Source organism: Photorhabdus thracensis (assembly GCF_001010285.1).
Classification (GTDB): Bacteria; Pseudomonadota; Gammaproteobacteria; order Enterobacterales; family Enterobacteriaceae; genus Photorhabdus; species Photorhabdus temperata.
In genome coordinates this window covers 3,149,136-3,173,482 of record NZ_CP011104.1, presented here as the reverse complement: position 1 = coordinate 3,173,482, position 24,347 = coordinate 3,149,136, and the positions used below count along the sequence as shown (strand labels likewise).

General features: G+C 47.2%; 9 protein-coding genes and 1 pseudogene. 5 read left to right on the top strand and 5 right to left on the bottom strand.

The features are described from left to right. Window positions 1-211: 211 nt before the first annotated feature. From dtpB to VY86_RS13805, 4 genes and pseudogenes are all read right to left on the bottom strand, one after another. A complete protein-coding gene (gene dtpB / locus VY86_RS13820) occupies window positions 212-1,681 on the bottom strand; it encodes a dipeptide/tripeptide permease DtpB (protein WP_046975372.1) in 1,470 nt (489 codons plus the stop codon). A 353-nt stretch (window positions 1,682-2,034) separates the two neighbouring features. Continuing rightward, window positions 2,035-2,553, bottom strand: coding sequence for a 4-hydroxyphenylacetate 3-monooxygenase, reductase component (gene hpaC / locus VY86_RS13815; protein ID WP_046975371.1), 519 nt, complete (start codon window positions 2,551-2,553; stop codon window positions 2,035-2,037). Window positions 2,554-2,573: 20 nt separating this feature from the next. Next, window positions 2,574-4,136: a 4-hydroxyphenylacetate 3-monooxygenase, oxygenase component gene (gene hpaB, locus VY86_RS13810; RefSeq protein ID WP_046975370.1), complete on the bottom strand. Its 1,563-nt coding sequence runs from the start codon at window positions 4,134-4,136 to the stop codon at window positions 2,574-2,576. A gap of 303 nt (window positions 4,137-4,439) precedes the next feature. Then, a pseudogene (locus tag VY86_RS13805) lies at window positions 4,440-5,486 on the bottom strand (RHS repeat-associated core domain-containing protein); the annotation flags it as partial. Between the two features lie 148 nt (window positions 5,487-5,634). Between VY86_RS13805 and VY86_RS13800 the strand changes: the two are divergent. The 5 genes from VY86_RS13800 (at window position 5,635) to VY86_RS13780 (ending at window position 21,614) form a co-directional block, all read left to right on the top strand. Then, window positions 5,635-6,666: an IS4 family transposase gene (locus VY86_RS13800; RefSeq protein ID WP_238591473.1), complete on the top strand. Its 1,032-nt coding sequence runs from the start codon at window positions 5,635-5,637 to the stop codon at window positions 6,664-6,666. Between the two features lie 535 nt (window positions 6,667-7,201). Next, complete coding sequence (locus VY86_RS26540; protein WP_046975368.1) at window positions 7,202-7,408, top strand: DUF6347 domain-containing protein; 207 nt, start codon at window positions 7,202-7,204, stop codon at window positions 7,406-7,408. A 181-nt stretch (window positions 7,409-7,589) separates the two neighbouring features. After that, complete coding sequence (locus tag VY86_RS13790; protein ID WP_046975367.1) at window positions 7,590-14,264, top strand: type I polyketide synthase; 6,675 nt, start codon at window positions 7,590-7,592, stop codon at window positions 14,262-14,264. 79 nt (window positions 14,265-14,343) lie between these two features. Next, entirely contained in the window at window positions 14,344-18,597 is a 4,254-nt protein-coding gene (locus tag VY86_RS13785; protein WP_046975366.1) for a hotdog fold thioesterase, read from the top strand. A gap of 2 nt (window positions 18,598-18,599) precedes the next feature. Beyond that, window positions 18,600-21,614 (top strand): PfaD family polyunsaturated fatty acid/polyketide biosynthesis protein, encoded by a 3,015-nt coding sequence (locus tag VY86_RS13780; RefSeq protein WP_046975365.1) that lies wholly within the window; start codon window positions 18,600-18,602, stop codon window positions 21,612-21,614. Window positions 21,615-22,037: 423 nt separating this feature from the next. Here VY86_RS13780 and VY86_RS13775 read toward each other — a convergent pair whose 3' ends face one another. Further along, window positions 22,038-23,792: a GH39 family glycosyl hydrolase gene (locus tag VY86_RS13775; protein WP_046975364.1), complete on the bottom strand. Its 1,755-nt coding sequence runs from the start codon at window positions 23,790-23,792 to the stop codon at window positions 22,038-22,040. Between the last annotated feature and the right edge of the window lie 555 nt (window positions 23,793-24,347).

The window sequence follows — 24,347 nt, the reverse complement described above, 5'->3', positions numbered from 1 at the left end:
ATTTGTAACTGTATTTCTAATAATAAAAATTGTAATAATAATGAAATAAAATGATTAGAAATTATTTAATAAAAGTTTATTATAAGGAATAAAGTGATTAGATATTCTGTTGTAAATGGAGAGATGTATTAAAAAAGAAAATACCCCGCCCGAATAAAAATGTTTAAACGAGCGGTGTAACCTTCGTTGGTGAGGTTTTATTTAAAACAAATCATACTTTTTGTTTCTCATTCATCATACGGTTCAGCAACGGCACCGTGATTGCCATGATAATCGCAACGATAAAGGTAGCAATACCAATTTTGCCGAATACGCTGGTATAGACAGGTAATGTTTGCAGTGGATCAGTAATGCCTTTCGGTGCCGCAGTAAAGGCTGCCACATAGCCGCCGAGTAAGAATGAGGTTGCTTGAGTTAAGTACCACATCCCCAGAATGAAGCCCATCAGATACTGAGGAACCAGTGCAGCAACCATTGCCAGACCCAATGCACTGATCATCAATTCACCCAGGCTTTGGAACAGATAAACCAGAACGATAAACCAGGGTGAAGTCAAACCTTGCTCATCGGCAAACCACAAACCGGCAGCAGCGGCAGTCAGGAAACCTAAAGAGCACAGGAACATACCGACGGTAAACTTAGCCGGCATGGTCAGGTCTTTACCTTTAGCACCCCAGCGAGTGTACAGAGCCGCTAGTATTGGGCTGGCAACCACGATCCAGAATGGGTTAAGTGCCTGGAAACTGACCGGATTGATATTAAAACCAAGTAGCTGATGATGAACGTTATGGATTGCGAAGAAGTTTAGAGAAGTTGGCATCTGAGCATACAGGATGAAGAACACAATGGCCTGAAGCATCAAAATGAAAGCGACAAACATTTTATTACGGCTAACTTTATCCTGCTTGAATGCTTCACGGAAGAAGATAAACACTACGATCACAGACAAGCTAATCAGAACAATATTAGTAATTTTCACATTGTGCATCAGCCATGCACAGGCGAAAACCGTCGCAACAGTTCCCGCCAAAACCAATACCAGCTTTTTGTAGTTGATTCGTTGATGGTCTGGTTCAGAGCCAATATTACGAACCGTATTGCGACAGCAGATATAGACCAATAAAGCAATAATCAGACCGATGCCACAAATATTATAGGTAACGGCATAGCCGAATTTTTCAGCAATAACCGGCGCGATAGCGAGTGAGAACAGCGAGCCGATGTTGATTGACATGTAGAACAAAGTAAAAGCCCCGTCCAGACGAGGATCTTTCGGTGGGTAGCATTTAGACAGCAGGCTGGCTGGATTTGCTTTGAACAGGCCGTTACCAACGGCAATCGTTCCTAATGCGTAGAAAATTAAATCAGGTTTCAGGATGGATAGGCCAGTCATAAAATAACCCACTGCCAGGACGATAGCACCTAACACAATGGTTCGTTTAGTTCCGAGTAAGTGGTCACCGACATAGCCGCCAATAGAGATCAGGCCATAAACCAACGCTGCGAATGCCCCGAAAGTGGTAAACGCCTGTTCCTGAGAAAATCCCAATTTTTGTACAAAATAAACTGCAAGAATGCCCTGTACGCCGTAGTAGCCGAATCGTTCCCAAAGCTCGACGAAGAAGATCATGAAAAACGGCTTGGGTTGCTGTAATAAACCGAGCGAAGCGGGTTTATTCATAGTTGATTACCTCTGATTAGTCATTATTTATCTTGGAATACACCAAGAAATGCAGGTTAGTTAACATCTCTATGAAATGATGTATCGCTAAGATTATGTTTTTATGCACTTTATTTAGGTGAGCATTGAACGAGGTAGGTTATTATATGGTTAAAATTGGTTCTCAATGTTTGATCACACGAACATAAAGATTACGTATAGAATTTAACAGCATATTCATCAAGTGAATATCAAAAATGGTTAGGAAGAGGATCTAGTTGAATTGTCAACTGAATAAAGCAAGCAAAGAAGACTATTCAGGCCGTTTCGGCCTGAATAGTGGAGGAGCAGCTTAGAACCTAATCAGTAGGTTGTTAAACCGCGGCAGCAACAGTTTCCAGCATAACCGGACGGAAATTACGCTTGAAATAGATCAGACCGTGGCCTTGTTCGCTCACTGTAATATGCCTAATGTGAACCAGATACACATTATGAGAACCGACTTCCTGAACCTGCTCAATTTCACCTTCAAGGCTGGCGAGGGTGCCGGTCAACACAGGTTGGCCCAGCGGACCTTTTTGCCAGATATTCCAGCGAAAGCGTTCTTCCATACTGACTCCGGTCATACCAGCAAAGTGGCGTGCCATCAATTCTTGCTCATGGTTTAAGATGTTGACACACAGGCGGCCATTTTCCTGAAAAACCACGTTCATAGCACTATTGCGGTTAAGACACACCATCAGAGTGGGTGGCGTATCGGTGATCGAGCATACCGCAGTGGCAGTAATACCACAGCATCCGGCAGGACCATCGGTGGTGACGATATTCACCGCTGCTGACAGGCTTGCCATCGCATCTCTGAAACGCAGGCGATGTTCATTTTCTACAGACATAATTGGCCTCCTGCTACCGATTATTTCAGCAGCGTATCTAACTGGTTAATATCGTTATTATTGTATAAGTGTGGTCTGAGCCAACCGTTCTGATCATAATCAGAAAGACAGCGATCAACCATATCCATCATTTTCTTCATATTGCCGGAACCGTGGGCATGGCGCAGACATTGCAGACGAATTTCATCCTGGCTGCCGGCGTAGTTGATTTCGTACAACTCATGGCGACCACCGAATTCACTGCCAATGGCATCCCACATCAGTTTTAACACTTTGATTCGTTCAACGTGATCTATACCGTTGGAACCACGAACATATCGCTCCAGATATTTATTAATTTCTGGGTTATGCATATCACGGACACTGGATGGCAGATAAATCAGGCCACTGGTGACGTTTTTTTCAATAATATTTTTAATTTTCGTATAAGCGGTTGGGGCCATCACGCGGTAAGTTTGTATTGCCTGAGTATCCGGCATATAAGCACCGCCTTGCCACGGCTTGGCTTCTGCCCACATAGCATCACTCAGCGACCAGAACAGGTTACGCCAGGCAACCACTTCACCCAGATCCGCCTGAACACCGCGGAATTCTATCACGCCGGTACACTCCAGGCTCTTTTGCAGCAGGGCGGTAATAAAATCCAGTTTCACTGCCAGACGCACACAAGCCTGTAATGGGAACAGACTGGCGAAACCGCCCTTAACCGCCCAGTGACGTGCGCGGTCAAAATCACGGTAAATCAGCACATTTTCCCAAGGGATAAGGACCTTATCCATCACCAGAATCGCATCGTTTTCATCAAAGCGGCTGGATAAAGGATAATCGAACGGGGAACCCGTCGCACCGGCTACCAGTTCATAAGACGCGCGGGAAATCAGTTTTACCCCATCGGCATCCATTGGGGCGACAAACATCAGGGCGAAATCAGGGTTATCTCCCATGACTTGCGCGGAACCAAAACCGATAAAGTTATAGTGAGTCAGAGCCGAGTTGGTCGCAACCACTTTTGCACCGCTGACGATAATACCTGCATCTGTCTCTTTTTCCAGTTGGATAAAAACATCACGGGTTTGATCGGCGGGTTTATGGCGATCGATGGGGGGATTAACGATTGCATGGTTAAAATAAACCCCCGTTTCCTGAATCTTTTTATACCAATGACGGGCGTTATCAGCGAATTGACCATAATATTCAGGGAATGCGCCTAACACACTGCCGAATGCCGCTTTATAGTCAGGTGAACGGCCCATCCAGCCATAGGTCTGACGTGACCACTCGGCAATAGCGTCACGCTGTTGGCGCAGATCGTCAGCGCAAGTGGCAAAGCGGAAGAATTTGTGAGTATACCCGCCATTGCCGGTATCGGTATTCCAGCATAAAGCATCATGGGTTTCAGGCGCGTGCAGGGCATCGTACAATTGACCGACTGAGGCAGCAGAATTGCGGAACGCGGGATGTGTGGTGACATCTTTTACGCGATCACCATAAATATAAATTTCGCGGCCATCCTGAAGGCTTTTCAGGTACTCTTCACCGGTAAACGGGCGTTTTTTATCGGCGCGGAAATCTTCTGGTTTCATGTCTACCTCACAGTCTGAATAAAAAGCGCCGGTCTTGATATAAATATAATCAATATTGGCACGGAAATGTTAATTTAATGTTTGTTTTGTGTTTCTTAATTGAAGCTTCAGAACGGTTTTTCTTGAATAGATTTTTGGAAGGTTCGCTGGTACTTTTCGTTGGGAAATGGTGATTTGTGGTTAAAGTGTGATCCAGGCGATGTTTTTGTGGCTAAGGTGCATCTATTTGTTATCGAGTTTGGTGACCGTTTGGACGGTCACCATTAGTGAGATGAGAATAATTGAACGGGATTATGTTCAGACTCAAAAGCTTTTATTTGTTAGATCAAAAGATCGGTTACTTTTCTTTATTCGGAACTTAACAACTCTACCGCTACCACTTACGGCTGCCCAGCTTGCTGCAACTTTTAAAGAGCGGCTATAGGAAATCCAACTGGATTTGACTTTTGCTTTTGTCCCTGCTCTGACATGAGCATAAGCAGAAATCTTTGGATTTGCTCCTGTTGGAGAACGAAGGCCATGTATAGAGGGTTGCTCATCAGATCTTAATGCACGATAACCAATGCTACTATCTTCGCTTTCTGATTCCCCCTCTGAATCAGGATGACGGGATCTCACTCGTGGAGGCGCCAAACCATCATTATCATATAAAGTAATTGGATTATTTCTTACCATCCGGTACAGATTCAAACCATCCACGGTTCCCGCCGGATCGGCGCTTAACCACCTGCCTACCCATGGCTGGTAATAGCGATAGCCGTAGTAGTAGAGCCCGGTAGCATCCCGCTCTTTGCCTGAGTAACGAAGGGTTTTATAGCTGGCTTCTGTTTGGTTTCTCGCCACCCACAGCGCTGTACCGCCAAATGGATAATATTCTTCCTGACTGATAACTTGCCCTTCGCTATCTAGTTCGAGCTGACTGGAACCAATCAAATTATCATAGCTGTAACGGAGTTGATTATTACTGATACCGGCTGGTGGTGTAGTTTCCCAATGCAGCACCCGTACCTGTGCGTGACCGGCTGCACCTACTGTAATAACATGCAAATCTTCTGATGTAGTTTTGCCATTTTGTGTTGTACGCAGTTCTAATCCGGGAAGATAAGTCACTCGTTGTTGCTGTGTGCTGTTACCGGTCTGCTGTTCATTGACCTTTAACTGTCGCATTCCGTCATTGCCGTAGCGATACCATTCCCGGTCACTGGCATTTTCACGGCTTACCGGTGTTACCTGTTGCAGTTCCCCCCGTGCGTTCCAGCTCAGATCTTGTCCCGGTAGTAGTTTTTTCTGATGGCCGCCAGCATCGAACAATGTATCTACCTGTGTCGGATCAGTAGTCAATGAATTGATTGTTCTATTTCTCATAAAAATCATATCAGGGAAAAATAACCACGGATACTATTATATTATTAATGAAATATGGGCTGAGTGCATTCGTGAAAAAATACCGTTACCTCAGCATAAGCCCGTCTCGGCTTCATCAATGTGCGAAGCCAGAATGAAATTACCTGATGATGCAATAAAAACCATAAACAAAAATATCGTTTCTGTATGGGAAGATAATACCCATCCCGAAACATGGAAAGGACATCGACTGTTTGCTATAGATGGCTCAAAATTAAACATTCCCAGAGGGTTGCTGGAAAATGGATATAAAACACCCAAAAACACATCACGACATTATCCCTATGCAATGATGAGTTGTCTCTATGATGTATTGAATTCGATCATATATGACGTTGATTTTGTTAACCATAATAATGAGAGGGCTTGTGTCGAAAAGCATCTCCAGTGTTTAGATAGCAATGCTATCGTGATCTTCGATCGGGGATACTTTAGCTATTACTTGCTATATCAAGTAATGCAAAACAATCTGAATGCCGTATTCAGAGTACAGGAGGGAAACAGGAATAAGGCTATTAGAGATTTTTCTGACAGTAATTCAGATGATCTTATTGTTAGTTATACGCCATCGGAAGCAGTAAAGTCAGATCTTAGAAAGAGAAAACTTCTTTCAGAATTCCCATGCTTAACATTAAGACTAATAAAGCATACTGACCGAAATGGTGAATATATTCTTGCCACTACTCTTGTTGAACAAGGATATTATGAAGCTGAAGCCTTTCATGATTTATATCATCATCGATGGAATATAGAAGAGTTATATAAATTGTCAAAGTCAATCCTTTGCATTGAGGATTTCCATTCACAGAGTGAGAAAGGTGTCAGACAAGAAATCCAAGCGCATATATTATTACTAAACCTGGCAAGGATATCGGAAAATGATATTAATCACAGAGGTAACGATAGCGACTGCATTGATAGCAGAGAAAATAAACAGAAATTGAATTTCAAAAACTGTTTGTTTCTCGTTGTAAAACACTTGTCTTTGCTGATGCAGGGGATAAAAAAATATTTAAAATCATTTTATTGTGCTCTTTCAGAGGGACTTGCCGGAATGACTCAACGGGTGTGGGAGGCACTATCCACGAAAATCTATGCGTCCCAGAACCCGATGGAACTCTTTTGATGCCCCAGCAAGAGGTTAACCGAATGCCATTGTCCGGCGTAGAACCCCATTATGTAATTTCTATGTAGTTTTAATATCTTTGCAATAAAGTTTACTCCCGAAAATATAAAAAAATTAAATTAATCGATAAGGTGAAAATATTTCCAACTATCGCACCTCGTATCATTTTATGTAAAGGTTTTTGATGGATTTTTTATTAAAATCCAATCTACCTCACGTAATTATTGCAGCTTTATTATCTATTTTATTGTATTTTTTAAATTTTAATTTAATTTGATATAAAATTTTATTTTTTGTTTTTTTTATGGTTTTTGTGGTCTTATCTTCCATTTTTTTACCATTGTTAATACATATAATTATTTATTCATGTTTTGTTGTTTTTGCATTCAATTGATTTAAAAGGATTATATTGTCTTTATCTTTTAATACAAGCCAATTTTCACTGAGGTTTGAAAGTTAAGTTAAACCGATGTATACCAGTTACCTATAAAAATTAAAACTGTGATTCGTAGCGTCATTGACACTGTACCTATTGGTGGTATTTATTTTTTCCTCACTACATGGCAGGAGGCCACCTTTCATTGGCGTTTTTCTGGCATTCTATTTACTGGTTGTGATTATTTCTTTTTCAGCGGAAATTATTTTTGATGGTGCGATGCAAACTGTCAGAAAATATGAACGCGAGGATAATAATAGTCTCAGTAATAATATCCTTATAAAAAATCAAGGTTATCAGGCATGAGGAAAACTCAGCTGTTATCACAGGAAATATAACAATATTGCAGTGAATAATTTTTGATGAGTCATTAAACGATCATGGAAAGATCATTTTGGTGTAAACAACAGCGGTGAGTTCACTCTGCATAGCACAATTTATTGGTGTGTTGCGCATGAGATTATTTCACCTAAAGCGTGAGGAATATATGTCTGAGACATATTTAATGCATGGTAAGAAAGGCCAGGGCGATATTGCTATTATCGGCATGGCCAGCCATTTCCCTGATGCCTCAAACCTGCATGAGTTCTGGGAAAACATCATGGCTAAAAGAGATTCTTTGACCGATATTACCACCGTGTCAGAGGTAGAATATTGGAGCAAAGAGGATTTTTATGATCCAGATACGTCGGCTGCGGATAAAACGTATAGTCATAAAGCCGGTTTTGTCCCTGCTATTGATTTTGACCCGGTGGAATTTAAAATTCCACCGGCCATTGTTGATTCAATTAGTACCGTCCAATTATTTTCATTGTACGTGGCCAAACAGGCAATGCAGGATGCGGGATTAATTGGTCAAAAAAACAAGCGGGTGAACCGCGATCGCATCGGCGTTATTCTGGGCGGCGGCGGTAACGGCAATACCTTATTCTCGCTGGCGGGCCGTCAACAAACCCCGTATCTGCGTAAAATCATGATCAAGTCCGGCTTGCCGGAGGCGGTTGTGGACGAAGTGATCGACCGGGTGCATGATTCATGCCTTGAATGGAATGAGGACTGTTTACCCGGTTTCCTCGGTAATGTGGCCTGTGGCCGTATCGCCAGCTATTTTGACCTTGGTGGGACGTCCTACATGGTGGATGCCGCCTGTGCGAGCAGCCTGGCGGCGATCAAAGCTGCTATCGGTGAACTCAATTCAGGCAGCTGTGATGCTGTGCTGACAGGGGGCGTCAACCTGGAAAATTCAGCGTTCTCTTTCGTGTGTTTCAGCAAAACCCCGGCACTGTCGAAAAGCAACTTGTCGCGCCCTTTCGATCGTGACTCCGATGGCATCATGCTCGGTGATGGTGTTGGCATGCTGGTGCTGAAACGTCTGAAAGACGCCGAGTTGGATGGTGATAATATCTATGCGGTGATCAAATCGCTTGAGGCATCCAGTGATGGTAAAGCGAAAAGCATTTTTGCCCCCCGTTATGAAGGCCAGGTAAAAGCACTCAAGCGTGCTTATGCTCGTGCCGGCCTCACTCCAGCGGACATTCAACTGGTTGAGGCGCATGGCACCGGGACGGCCACCGGTGACAATACAGAGCTGAAAAGCTTGCGCATGGTTTTCGATGAGCACAGGGTGGCGGCGAAATCGGTGGCCATAGGCAGCATTAAGTCACAGATTGGTCATACCCGCAGTGCGGCGGGAGCAGCATCAATGATCAAAGCGACGCTTGCCCTGCATCACAAAGTGTTACCTCCCACGATCAACGTCACTCAGCCTGGCGAAATGCTGGCCGGGGATAACGGACCATTCTATGTCAACAGTGAGCCTCGTCCCTGGTTACGACCTCTCAACGCTGCACCACGCCGTGCTGCCCTCAGTGCTTTTGGTTTTGGAGGAACAAATTTCCATGCGATCCTGGAGGAGTATGAACGAGAGCCGCGTGGCGCTTATCGTTTGAATGGACAGGTAGTCACGTTGCTGTTCAGCGGTGAGAACCCTGAGCAACTGCTGGCTAAGTGTGAGGTGGCGCTGGCGCGTTTTGGCAGCGCGTCGTCTGCCGGGCAGGCGTTACGCGAGCATCTTGCACATCAGGATCTTAACGGGTTGCAACCTCATCAAGCACGTCTGTTGTTTGTTGCTACATCTGGCGCACAGGCGGCGGAGATAATGGCGGCGGCAGTGAACCAGTTGAAGCAAAAGAGTGAAAGTGGCTGGGAACATCCACTGGGAATTTACTACCAGCCGGCGGCCAAAGACTTGGATGGTAAAGTGGTGGCGCTGTTCCCTGGACAAGGATCGCAGTATGTCAATATGGGCCGTGACATTGCCAATGATTACCCTGAAATGCGCCAAGCGCTGGAGGCTTTGGATGTGCTGGCAGCCAACGAGCGTGGTCAGGGACTGTCGCACGTGATTTATCCCACCCCTGTATTTTCCGATGCTGAACGGCAGCAACAAAACGAGCTCCTGACTGATACGGCCAATGCTCAACCGGCATTGGGGGCTATCAGCGCCGGCTATTTTGCGATTTTGAAAGAGAATGGTTTTAACCCAGATTTTGTTGCTGGTCACAGCTATGGTGAAGTTACCGCTTTATGGGCGGCTGGCGTGCTGTCTGATGCTGATTTTTACCGTGTGTCACTGGCACGGGGAACGGCTGCGGCGTTTGCCGCTGCTGACCAGGGCGCAGACTCAGATGCCGGGGCAATGCTGGCGGCCTCTCTAACACCAGAGCAACGTGAAGATGTACTCAAGCTCTATCCGGGGATTACCGTCGCCAACGATAACTCTGCCTCGCAGGTGGTGCTGGCCGGTGCCACAAGAGTGATCCATCAGCTGCATGATGAACTGAAGGCCAGCCAGATTCATTGCCGCATTTTACCCGTGTCGGCCGCATTCCATACCAAATTTATCCAGTCAGCTTATGCGCCATTTCGCGAACATTTGGCGCAAATCAACTTCCAGCCACCTCAGTGCTCACTGTTTTCAAGCGCGACGGCGGCACCTTATGGCGAGTCACCTGCGGATATTGCCAGCCTGCTGGCGGAACAGTTGGTCATGCCAGTGCGTTTCCGTGAAACGATCGAAACCCTCTATCAGCATGGTGGCCGCCTGTTTGTCGAAATTGGGCCAAAAGGGGTATTGAGCAAGCTGGTCGCGGACATCCTCAATGGCAGAGAGCATAGCATCATCTCGGTCAGTACCAGTAATAAAGGCGAGGAGAGGTTACAACTGGCGCGAGCCCAGGCCAAGTTACTGGCAGAAGGAGTCAGGTTAAATGCCCTGGACCGGCATGCCCGTGTACAACCACCATCGGAGGAAAAAAACAATCGTCTGACTTTCAAGCTCAGTGGCGGTTTTTTCATGTCAGATAAGAATCAGGAACGGCGCGCGCGCGCGATGCGTGACGGCGACACCGCTGTGGTGGAACGGTTCATCACCAACCGTGCGCCTAAGGCAGCACCAGCGATCTCCAGGCCGGCTCAGGCGTCGGGGGTAAAGACAGAATCGCTAAAGGGTCCTTCTCCATTTATTCAACAAAGCACGTCGGTTGCAATTCAGAAGCGAGGCAACGCTATGGGACAGAATAATCAATTGAATGAGAACGTGGGTAAGAGCAATTTGGATGAGCTGTTGCAGGCGCAACGGGTCATGAGCCAGCTGCATGAACAGTTCCAAACCAACCAGAAAGAGTATATTCAACTGCTGGGGTCACTGTTGAACAAGCAATATACCCTGTTGGAGAAGTTCCAGGATCACCAGAACTTGCCGGCCATGTTGTCTAGTCTGGGGCAAAGTGTGCAGTTGTTGGATAAAAACCTAGAGCTGTATCACGCCAACCATGAGCGATATTTTGCCACCCAGCAGAGCTTATTCCAGTCTGGGCAGGCCATGCAGCCGGTAGTTGCCGTCGTGGCGCCTAAGGCTGCCCCTGTCACCGCGCAGGCCCCAACGATGGGAGAAATTGCCGCGCCGCGCCTGACCGTGCCAGCCGTCACTTCTGAGCCGATAGTGAGCCAGCCGGTTGCACCGATTAAATCCAGCGTGAGCGACCCTGAACTGGAAAAACAAATCAAACATTTTGAGCAAATTACCGAGGCGAAAATCATTGGCAAACTGGTTGCCATCGTCAGCGACAGAACCGGTTACCCGCAGGATATGATCGATGCGGAAATGGATCTTGAGGCCGATCTCGGCATTGATTCTATCAAACGTCTGGAAATTTTCGGCGCGATGTTTGATGCCTTTTCCGCAGACACCGGCATTTATCATGATGCGTTGAAGAACGAGTATCTGGAAACCTTCGATATCGAAGTATTGAGCAATATCAGCAAGATCTCCGCGTTCTTTAAACAAATGAACGATGAGATTATCGCCGATATCCGTCGTAAAAATTCGGGCTATGCGCCGGTGGAAGCAACATCGCCAAAAGGTTCCTTTATTGAAGACAATGTCCGTGGACAGGATAGCGGCCAAGTCCTGCACAGCCTGAGAGCGTCAGAAGATGTGAGGGCAGAAACACCGCTGCGCACGCTGGGCTTTGTTACCTCAACCGCCTCTGTGTCAAAGGCCGCCAGCGCAAAAAAGTCTTTAGCTGAACCGCAACTGAGTGTTACACCTGCGGTTCAGCCTATTCCTGCCGAAGAGGTTGCACCGGTTGAACCTCGGGTTGCTCGTTATACGGTAATATTACGATCGTTACCGACTCCAGACTGTTACCCGCTGGCGTTTGCGTTGTCGCGCCTTTGGTTGGTGGTGGACGAGGGTAAAACAGTTGTCGATGAAGTGGTTAACCAGCTAAAACAGCAGGGCCAGCGGGTGGCAGTACTGACTCTGAGTGCGGGAATGGCAAAAAATGAAAAGCATGTCAAAACCGCCGGCTACTACGTGCTGAACTGCGCTGATGAAGCCACATTGGATACGGCAATCAGTAAAATTGAACAGGAGCAAGGGCCGATCGATGGCGTGATCTACCTTCAGACGCCACGGCAGAGTGTGAAAACGCTGGCTAAGGTGTTCAGCGCGCAGGGTTATCTCTCGGTTAAAACCACGTTCCTGCTGGCTAAGCGTTTGCAAGGCAGCCTGAACCGAAATGAAAACCATGCGGGCTACTTCTTTATCATAGGCCGTGGGGATGGTGCGCTGTCCATATCGGATGACAATGGGCTGGCTGAAGTCGTCGCAAGTGGGGTCAGTGGGCTGACCAAGTCATTGAACATCGAGTGGAAAAACGTATTCTGCCGTACTCTCGACATCGACGCCCAAGTGAAACCGCATGACGTTGCCCTGATCCTGATTGAAGAGTTGCAGGATAGTTGTACCGATCTGACCGAAGTTGGCCGCGGTGTGAATGGTGAGCGCATGACGCTGGCGCTTGCAGCGAAGGAGACCATTGATACACCACTCCAAGTCAGCCGTGAAGACGTTTTTGTGGTGACCGGCGGGGGGCGTGGCATCACGGCCCAATGTATCATCAAGATGGCGAAACTCAGCCAGGCACGCTTTGTCCTGCTGGGAAGAACCGATTTGGACGCGCCTTTGCCGACATGGGCACAGAGTACCACCACGCTCAATGAGCGCAAGGCTGCGGCGATCGCCTATCTGCAATCCCAACAAGTCCAACCAACGCCGGTGAAAATTGATGCCATGTTGAGCGGGATGTTATATGCCGATGAGATTAACCAAACCTTGCAAGAGATCAGGCAGGCTGGGGGAGATGCCTGTTACCTGCACTGTGATATTACCGATATACAGCAGGTTTCGGCGGCGGTTGCCGCGGCACAGCAGGCATTTGGACCCGTGACGGGTATCATTCACGGTGCCGGCAACCTAGCGGACAAGCGTATTGAGAAGAAAACGCTGGATGATTTACGCTCGGTGTTTGACGTTAAGGTCAAAGGGTTGGAAAACCTGTGCCAAGCCGTGGATATCACCAGCCTGCGCTATGTAATGCTGTTCTCATCCGTTGTCGGCTATTTCGGTAATGCCGGGCAAGCCGATTATGCGATGGCCAATGAAACCCTGAGTAAATTTGCTTACTTACCACTGAAGGGCGGCAGCCGTCTGGTCGTCCGTGCCATCAACTGGGGGCCGTGGGACGGAGGTATGGTCAACGACACATTAAAACGTACCTATAGTGCCCGCAATATGGTGATCATTCCCGGTAACGTCGGAACCCGTTATTTCGTACAGGAATTTGCTGATACTGAATCTAAGCAGGTAATTGTTGGTGGTGAAAACTACAAGCCCATGCGTCAGGTGAAATCGCTGCCGGATGAGGAACAAGTTAAGCGTTTGTTGACGCTGGAAGCCAATCCGTTCCTGCACCACTATGTCATCTGCGACAATCCGGTATTGCCGGCCACTGCCGCTATTGGCTGGATGACGCGCATTTGTGAAGAGCATTTTCCGGGCTACCAGCTTCAGGACGTGGTGAATTTCAGCGTATTGCAGGGGATTGTGTTTGATGGTACCCAGCCTGACGACTACACCGTGGTGTTGACGCCCAACTGCGGCTATGTGCGTGGGGATGAGCGGCTAGCGGTAGATATTTCCATCACCAGTCAGCAGGGAAAAGGCACGGTTGAACACTATCAGGCCACGCTATTCCTCACCACTCAACGCCGGGCAGCGGCCTGCGAAGAACTGTATACCGATTTGCACACTCAGATTACCCTGGCGCACCCTTTGTATGGCGATATGCGCCAGGGCAGAACGTTGTTCCACGGCAGCATATTTCAGGGAATACGTCAGGTTATCCATATTGATGATCAATACCTGATATTGAAATGCCGACTGGATGACGTAGCGCCTGAATTACAGGGACAGTTCCCGGTCAATTCCTTCAACCTGTTTATTTATGATGTCGCTCTGCAACTGCCCTTATTCTGGCTGATACAGCGTTTGGATAAAGCAGGCCTGCCATGCGCAATTGGGAAAATTGAACAATATGCTACCTTGGCATTTGGTGAAGAATTCTATGTTTCTATGCGAATTAATACCAAAACTGCCTTGGCGCTGGTTGTTGATATTACCTTGCATGACGCCATGGGGAATGTTTACGGTCGCTTGCATAATGTCAAATTTACCGTCTCGGCTGCGTTGGGGGAATTATTCATCCAAGCCGATTCAAAACAGGTGGAAAAAACACAAGGTAATCTTTCCGGATAAAACAAAATCAGTTTGATATGTACCTGGGTGCAACCATAGCACTCAGGAGAATCTTGTCATGCTTAGGAGTTACTCTGTCATGGAAAATATTGCGATTGTGGGGCTGGGCTGTCTGTTTCCTGAGGCAGATACCATTGAAAAGTACTGGGCGAACCTTTGCCTAGAAAATGATAGTACAACCCCGTTATCTGCTAAGGAAGTCGGTGTCGATCCTGCATTTTATTATCATCCGGTTTCAGGCACAGTTGATAAAATAAGCTATAACCGAAATGGACATGTTCGCGATTTTCACTTTGACGCGAAAGGCTATGCGTTGCCTGAGAATGAAATACTTACTTTGGACAATTTGTTTAAATGGACGCTTTATACGGCGGCAGAAGCGCTGAATGATAGTGGATACCGTGATAAACAGGCCGTGTTAAAAAAGACAGGGTTGTTAATTGGTAATATAGGTATGCCGACGCATAGTGGTAAGCGTTTGATGAGTCCGTTTTACCATCGTTTATTAACACCATATGTCCAGCAATTAATTGGGCGCCCAGATTTCAGTTTCGATCAATTCTGGCCGGAAGAAGCGCATTCAGATCTTAACCTGATAACGGGTGGGCATAATGCCACCATCGCCGCCCAGGCATTGGGCTTGCAGGGGCCGAGTTATGCCCTGGATGCCGCTTGTTCATCGGCGCTTTACGCAATAAAAATAGCAGCAGATTACCTTGCTTGCGGCAAGGCAGAGATGATGCTGGTCGGCGCTGTTTGCCATGCCGATCATATCTATATTAACCAAGGGTTTAATATCCTCCGGGCTTTCCCGGACCGTGGCGCGTCGGTGCCTTTTGAGCGCACCTCCGAAGGGTTGAAAGCCGGTGAGGGAGCTGGCATTGTGGCGATCAAACGTTATGCCGATGCCATTCGTGATAATGACAAAATTTATGGCGTAATTGAATCGATCGGTTTATCCAACGACGCTGGGGTTAAACATATTCTGGTGCCGGACGTCAACGGACAGCGGTTGGCGCTGGAGCGCGCCTACCGCAACAGCAGCCTTGAGATAGATTATCTCGAATGCCATGCCACCGGTACCCCGGTAGGTGATCAAATCGAATTGGCGACGGTCGAAACATTCTTTGATTGTGCAAAAAAGAGGCCACTACTGGGGGCTAACAAGGCTAACAATGGTCACATGCTGACGGCGTCTGGTATGGGCAGCCTGTTGAAGGTGATCCTGTCCATGCAGCACGATCTGATCCCTGCGACCCTTGGTGTGCAACAACTGGTGACCACGCCGGCCGGCCAGCTTGGTCTGGAACACGTGGTTCGTAGAACCCAGCCGTGGCCTGCCAATGGCCGGCCAAAGCGTGCCGGAATTAACGCGTTCGGCTTCGGCGGTGTCAATGCCCATATGGTGATCAGTGAGGATCATCCACGGTTGCGTGCCGCGCAAAGCGAATCCTGGAGCCCGTTGGTGATTGCGCCTCTGGCACTGGTGGGTATTGGCGTACACTTGGCGCAGACGGAGGATACCGATACCCTGGATCAGGCAGTGCAACAAGGGACACAGCATTTGTATACGCTGCCGCCAACGCGCTGGATGGGCATTGAACAGCGTGCCGATGTGTTGACGATGCGCGGGGTAGAGCAACCACCGCTAGGTTCCTACATTGAGAAATTTGAGTTCGACTGCAAACGTTTCAAGCTGCCGCCGAACGTAGTCGGCCCATATCTGCTTTCCCATCTATTTTTATTGCCGGTGGCCGAGCGTGCCTTCATCGATGCGGGTTATGTGTTAGACGGCAGTAAACGCAACATTGCCGTGATTGTAGCCGGAGGAGTGGACTATGGCTGCTTACGTAGTCAGGCACGCAATGAAATCAGCTGGCAATTGGCGCAGAGTCTGTGCAGTCACGGCATCGAACTGCCTGACACCGATGTGCAGGCGTTACAAACCATCCTGAAAGATAGCTTGTGCCCGACCCCGTACCCGGAGGGTATTACCGGTGGAATTGGTAACGTGGTGGCAAGCCGACTTGCCGCTCACCTGCATCTGAGCGGCCCGGTATTCTCGTTGTACAGTGAAGAGAGTGCGCCGTTCAAAGCTTTTGAACTGGCACAGTTCATGCTTGCCCGCCAACAGGTTGATGCCGTGATTGTTGCCAGCTGTAGTTTTGCCGGCGGGGTAGAAAACGTCTTGTGGGATCATCAATCGTGCCAGGCGAATCAGGCGGTGGGTGATGGTGGCGGTGTCGTAGTGTTGCGGCGCGAACAGGATGCTTTGCGCGAGGCCATTCCCATTTATGCGGTGGTTGAAGGCTTGGCGATCGGTCATGCGTCGGATCGCCAACTGGCGTTCAACGCCGATGAAAATGAGATGGTTATGGCAATGACGCAGGGGCTGGCGGCAGTGGGCTGCACCGCGGAACAGATAGACTACCTTGAGATTTACGCTGGCGGGCGGCCTGATGAGATTGCCACCGAGCTGGCCGCATTGAGCCGGGTGTATGCTTCGCCACAGCGCCAGGCGCCGCTGACCCTCGGTACACTGAAGGCGCACTATGGTCATTTGTCGGCGGCCAATGGCTTGCTAGGAATTATCAAAGCGGCGTTGCAACTTACCCAGCGCTATCTGCCGGCGTTGCCCGATTATGCACAATCCACTCAGTTGACCTACAGCGCCGGAGATCGTTTTTCTCTGCCAAAACAAACACAGTTCTGGCCGCAACCGGCACAGGGGCTGCGGCGTGCAGCAATCAACCATATCGGTATCGACCGCGCCTACAGTCATATGATCCTGCGCGAATCGCAGGTTGGGCCACGTGCCCGACCTGCAAAAGCCACGGCACCGACTGCGGGGGAGTTTAAGGTCACGGTCTATACCGCCAGGGAGAAAACACTGGCTGATTTCATCATCAACGAGACCAATCTGGCATATTTCTCGGGGGCGGTGAACATCGCGACGAACCCTGACACCCCGGTGACTCCTGCGGCTACCGCGCTCAAGTACTTGGTGCGCAATGCACAAACCCAACTACAGTATCTGCGCCTTGAGCAGTCCTATTATCAGTTGCTCAATCACATCCTCAGTGATCATTCCTCCGCAGCTGCTAGTGCGCCGCTGTTCGATGAGAGCCAGATTATTGAGCTGACTGACGGTTTAGTCGCAAATGTGCTGGGGGCAGAGTATGCCAAGGTAGACTGTTATCCGGTACGCACTCGCATGCCGTCCCCGCCGTATCTGTTTGTCTCGCGTATTACCGCGCTGTCAGCGGTTAAGGATCGGCTTGAGCCTTGCTACATTGAGTGGGAGTACGACATTCCTATTGATACCTGGTATGCGGTGGACGGCAAGGCTCCGGCTTTTATTGTCCTGGAATCCTCCCACGCGCTGATAGTGGCCTTCACTGTCATCGGCTGCGACCACCTGTTCAAAGGGCTATTGGGCTACCGCGCCGTAGACAGTCAGACCACGGTGTACAGTGAAATGCCAAAGGCGGGTGAGGTGCTGCGTGGTCGGGTCGATATCAACTCCTGCGTGCGCGCCGGAGGGATGGTCTTGATTGCCTATGAATACTCCTGCTACGTCGGTGAGCGACTGGTGTTAAAACAGGCAGGTAACTCCGGCTTCTTCACCATGCGCGAGATCGCCAAAGTCAGGCAGATAGATACCGCGCCGTATTTTGCCGCAGCAAAACTGGCCCAACCCTTCACGCCGCCACTGCGTTGCCAGCGTCAACGCTTTGACGAACAGCATATCAGTGCCCTGATGCAAGGGGACATCGCCGCCTGTTTTGGTCCGCAGTATGCCCATGAAGGTGCCGTCAAATTTTCTGCTCCACATTCACGCATGCTTAGTCGGGTGCTGAATGTTGATTTGTCCGGCGGCGCTTTTGGCTTGGGGGAGGTGATCGGTGAGGTGGATATTGATCCCGAACACTGGGTATTCAAAGTGCATTTCAAAAACGATCCGGTCATGCCGGGCACGTTATTGGTTGAGGGCTGCGAACAGTTGGTAAAGTTCTACCTGTATTATCTTGGGCTGAACTCGCAAAGCGATTTGGTCTCCCACACGCTGTACAACCTTCAGTGCAGCGCCAAATTCCGCAGTGAAGTGAAGTGCGAACGTGACGTGTTGCGTTATCGCCTGACCTGTAAATCGATCGATGCTCAGTATCAGGATGATAGCACGACCTTGACGGCTATCTCGCTGATCTTCATCGCTGAAATCATCTATCGCGGCAACGTCATTGGTCTGTGTGATAACCTGGGTACAGGCTTTACCCGGCGCCTGTCTATGCCTTCCACTGCCTCTGCGGCGCTGTTGACACCAGGAGCATGAAAATGAGTCATCGTTTATCTGTTAACCAATCCGGTAGCCGATACCCAGCATCTGCGCTGCCGCTGATGGCGGGTTCCGCCAGTTTGTATGATCTTGAGCACGCCCTGCAAGTGGTGCAATTGGGTGACGGGGTGGCGCTGTTACCGGCCAATGAACCCCTTCCCTCCGGGCAGACGGTCGTGCTCGGTATGTTACCGGCGATGACGGAAGCCGATCTGGGGGATATCAGTTTCCGCCAGGATTATGGCGTACGTCTGGCCTATTACGCCGGGGCGATGGCAAATGGCATTCATTCAGAAGAGATGGTGATCGCCCTAGGTCAGCACGGTATCCTCGGCATTTTAGGTGCCGGCGGGTTGAGCATTCCGCGCATTGCCGAGGCGATTACCACGCTGCGCCAGCACCTGCCCAACGGGCCATTTGGTGTCAACCTGCTACACAACCCCAGCAACCCGGAGTGGGAAATGGCCTGTGTGCGGTTGTGCATGGAGCACCAGGTCAGGGTGGTTGAGGCCTCAGCCTATATCAAACTGAGCATGGCACTGGTGTACTACCGCACTTGTGGGCTGAAGCGGCAACAAGATGGCGGCATCCTGCGCCAAAACCGCATTATTGCTAAGGTATCACGCCGTGAGGTTGCCGAGTGTTTTTTGCGTCCGGCACCGGAAAATATTCTGGAAAAACTGCTGGCTGAGGGGGTGATTACCGCAGAGCAGGCAGTGTTGGCGCGTCAGGTGCCGATGGCGGATGACATTACCGTGGAAGGAGACTCAGGCGGCCATACTGATCAAGGGGTGCTGTCCTGCATCTTCCGCTCCGTGGTGCAGCTACGCGACGACATTGAGCTCGAATCCGGCCACCGTTTCCGGGTGCGGATTGGCGCAGCAGGCGGCTTGGGAACCCCTCACGCCATTCTGGCTGCTTTTGCCCTCGGCGCGGCGTATGTAGTGACCGGCTCAGTAAACCAGGCTTGCGTGGAGGCCGGCACTTCTGACGCAGTGAAACAGATGTTAGGCAAGGCGCAGATAGGTGACGTGGCGATGGCACCGTCGGCAGATATGTTTGAGTTGGGTGCTAAAGTTCAGGTGCTGAAACTGGGCAGTATGTATGCGATACGCGCCCAGAAACTCTACGCGCTGTATAAGCAGTACGACAGCCTGGACGTGCTCCCGGCTCAGGACGTGACCCAATTGGAAAAGCAGCTCTTCCATAAGCCGCTGGCTGAAATCTGGCAGGAGACGGTGGCTTATTTCCAGCGTTGTAACCTGTCTGCGGTGATTGAAAAGGCGGAGCAGCAGCCAAAGAAAAAAATGGCGCTGCTGTTTCAGTGGTATCTCGGCCAGTCATCACGTTGGGCGATAAGCGGCGAAGCAACGCGCCATATGGATTATCAAATCTGGTGCGGTTCGGCGATGGGAGCGATGAACGAGTGGCTACAGGGCACGCCACTGGAGGATGTGGCGCAGCGCAAGGTGGCGGAACTTGCCCACCTGCTGATGAGTGGCACCGCCTACCTGACTCGCATTGCATTGCTTGAGCTTATGTATGTCACGCTTCCGGAACCGGTTAAGCGGTATGCGCCGTTTAACTTATCCAAAGGTGTAGATTATGCTAACGGTAATTCGACACCACAAACACAGGCGGAAAGTAAGCAATCTATAAACACAGTAACAAAACTGTCATTGAAAAGTTCAACGGAGTTTTATAAAAAGTGCTGTGATCTGCTGCCTGGTGGTACTCATTACAACTTCGGCGATCCTGAACGGTCACTGGTGATCCCGTTCAACCGTGGGCGCAACTCGCGCGTCTGGGACTTGGATGGTAATGAACACCTCGATCTATTCTGTAAGTTCGGCGCACTGTTTGTTGGTCATCACAATGAAGCCTACAACGAGTCGTTAATTCAGTACATGGGCAAGGTCACATCGGTGGATACCTGCGATCTGGAAATAGAAGTGTGTGAAACCATGGTGAAGCACATCCCCTGTGCCGAGATGGTCCGTTTCTGCCTGAGTGGTACCGAGGCAGTACAGAACGCGTTACGTTTGGCACGCGGCTTTACCGGCAAAAATTGCTTTATTCGTTTCCACGGCCATTACCATGGCAATGCCGATAACATGGTGGGGTGGTGTAATGAGCAGGATCTTCACTACCCGGTGCCGGAGCAGTTTCAGGGCGATTTGCCCGATACCTGGGGACAAGAGAGCGGTTCGATTGCTGGTCAGTCTTTTATGCTGCCGTGGAATGACATTGATGTGCTTGAGACGACTATTGAGCGCTATCACAACGAAATCGCTGCTGTGCTGATGGAGCCCATCTGTATCAACGGTGGCGGCATTTTTCCGCGTGAAGGCTATCTGGAAAAGGCCAAGGCACTGTGTGAAAAATACAATATTGTGCTGATTTTCGATGAAGTTATCACTGGCGTGCGCCTGGGCCTCGGCGGTGCGCAACAACTGCTGGGCGTCACCCCGCACCTGGCGACCTTCGGCAAGGCGTTGGGTGGTGGTGCAATGCCGATTTCCGCCATTGCTGGCCGCCGCGACATTATGAACCTGTATACCCGTGGCAAAGTAATTCATACCGGTACTTTCAACGGTTATCCGCTGGGGCTGGCGGCTATCAAGGCAACCTTTTCACTGATTGAGCGTGATCTGGGTTGTTACGACCGCATGGCCGGCATTACTCGTCAACTCGCCAATGTCTTCGTCAAGGCGGCTGAAGCGGTTGATCTACCTCTGGTGATTCAGGGCATGCCAACCGCGCTGGTGTACCACTCTCAGCAGGAGCCGGTCGAGCAATCCCTGGGTTACAGAGATAAGGTAAAGTTCTGCGGCATCATCATCCGCGAGACGGCTAAACACTACGGCATCCAGTTCTCACCGTTGTCGCGTATCTATTCTAACTTACTGATGTCACAGGATGATGTGCGCTTCTTCGAAGAACGCATCTTCGATGCCATGGTTAACACCCGCAAGATCATCGACACGACTTTCAAAGAAGGGATTGATACATGAGTCGGCAAATTGCCCTCATTTTAAATTGATCATCTAAATCAGGGAAGCCAGGTGCTAGAGATTTAGGCACACCATTCAAACCATTAACCTCTTTAAGCAATGAGTGATGCCCAGTCGATAAATCTCGATGATTTTTGTTGAATGAAAAAATTTTAGTCATAAAAAACCTTTAATTAAGAAATTACATTCTATAAATTAAAAAAACAATTGAATATAAAAAAACACGAAAACCACCAATAATAGACATTGTATGGATTCTGAATTAAATACGTTTATGACAACCATTCATTATTAAAAAAGGCTCATTCCAGAGCCTGATGGATTAAAATAAATCTCTTGCACATGATTATAATGATTTTATTTTCCCAATTAATAATAAAATAAATGAAAATAACTTACTATAATATTTTCATTTCATAAGAACTAATGATGATTTAATTCTAATGAATATAATGTCACCGTTGAAGGTTTTGCCATTTTATCCACTAATGTTAATTTATTATTAGATATAGACACAGTAATCTGGTTAGTTATCTCTGGTGGTCGCATTCGTTCTAAAGATCCTCCTTCTTGAATACGGTATGCTTTAACTCTCACTTTTTTACAACCGATATTATCAATCACTACAGTAACACCTTGGTCACTATGAGTATAATCGCGACTTTTAGGTCTCAAAAGAGTATCAATCGGGATTTGTTGTACAGGGTCATTTTGTACTACTGCATTATTAGGATGAATTGTCGTGGGATCAATACCACCAAACCATTTATTCTTACTATAGGTATCTGTTAATTGGTCCAATGATCGGCTGCTATCAAAATAATATTGTCGATATAAATCCGCAGGAACTGGCGCTACATTACCATCTGAAAAACTCTTGTCTACTTTATAGTTTGCTGCGAGAATATTAATTCTATTACCTGATTCATTCTCGGTTGCTAAGACCGTTAAACCCGTTGAAAAATCTTTATGACCACTCAATATATAAGGTGTTTTTAACATTTTGGCAAAAAGGCCAAAAGATTGAGCTGAATAGGTACAAAAATTTCTGATATTTGGATTTTTAGGGTTAGGTTGATCATTAAACAAGCCAAAAGATAAACCATCGCCCCGATAATAATGCGCCAGGTCAACTTTCGTATATTGCATATAAATAAGTGACGAAGCGATATATGCTGCATTTTTAGCACTCTGCACTTTTGTAAATGTATTTCTCGACCCAAAAGGACTGGAATTCCACTCAGTACAAATACTTTCTGTCTTGGTAAAGCCATAAGTACGCAAACTTTTCTGAATCGTATTACCCATATCAATAATGTTTTGCGGGTCTCCAGTGTCAACGTACCCATGCCAAGAAAAGAAATCTAACGGTACATTATTATTCTTACAATACCGGAAAAACCCATCAATATAATCACCCCCTGCATTATTACTAAACGAAATGCCAGCACCACCGACTTTAGCATCAGGATCAACAGCCTTAATCACTCTCACTACTTTTTCATATAATGCATAATATTTTTGTGGATCATCACTATTCCAGAAAAACAGTAAATCAGGCTCGTTCCAAACCTCCCAATAAATTATTTTTTTCGGCATTCCAATGTTGGCATAGTTTACAGCATAACGATTCACCAAAGCTTTAACTAATTTTGCATAAATATCAAAGTCTTCTGGTATTTCATAACCGCCATCAAGAGAACGCCCGATACGAAACATGATTTGGCGCTGAATATTATCCGGATTCAGATCTGCTTGATTATTCAGAACATCGCGCAGATAAGCATCCGTCATTTCATAATTAGCCTCTTTTAATGCAAGATTAACATCATGATTTCTCATCCCAATAGCCGCATTGGGAAAAATACTTCTAACATTTGCAATATCAGCGACAAGTTTTTTAGCCGCTGGGTGATTCTCCTCTGGAACATTGACAATCATTTGATTTTGATTATTTTTTCTGTCCACCTGGAAATAGTTATCCATATCACCAATACCAAAACCATCATGAAGCCGGAGATGTTTGACTCCCATCTGATTAAACTGATCATCTAAATCAGGGAAGCCAGGCGCCAGAGATTTAGGCAATCCATTCACACCATTAACTTCCTTAAGAAGTGAGTTATGCCCAGCTGATAAATCTCGACGATTCTTATTAAAAGAAAAAATTTTAGTCATAATAAATCTCTATATTAATTAATAATATTAATGTTTATAAAACAAAAACAATATCAGAGAATAAATATATCTCGCTGACAATTCAATAATAATAAATGAGGCGAATACTTAGATAATGGTTAAATATCTCTTTTAACTACACATTAAAGTTATCATCTATTACTTTAAATTTATTTCATTAATCAATTAAATACATTGATATAATTATCAACGACAATAAGAACAACACTGTAATTTACTTGATAACATCAGAGTTAAAATAATCACAAAAATAAAACCCCCAGTAAGAAATTAATATTAATAATAACCATAAAATAGCACAAAGTAAAACCATACAGTTAGTAAACTTTATCAATTAATATATAATTAAAAGTCATTAATATGTACTGCAAGTATACTTAGCATATTAATGATTTAATAAAACCTCTTTCTTTTTTAAATTATCCATTACCAAGCAATATTAAAAAAAATAAATGACTATATTTATAATAATCGCAATACTAATTCTATTATCTATAGAAAAAATTATCAGATAATAATAAAAAAATGCCAAAT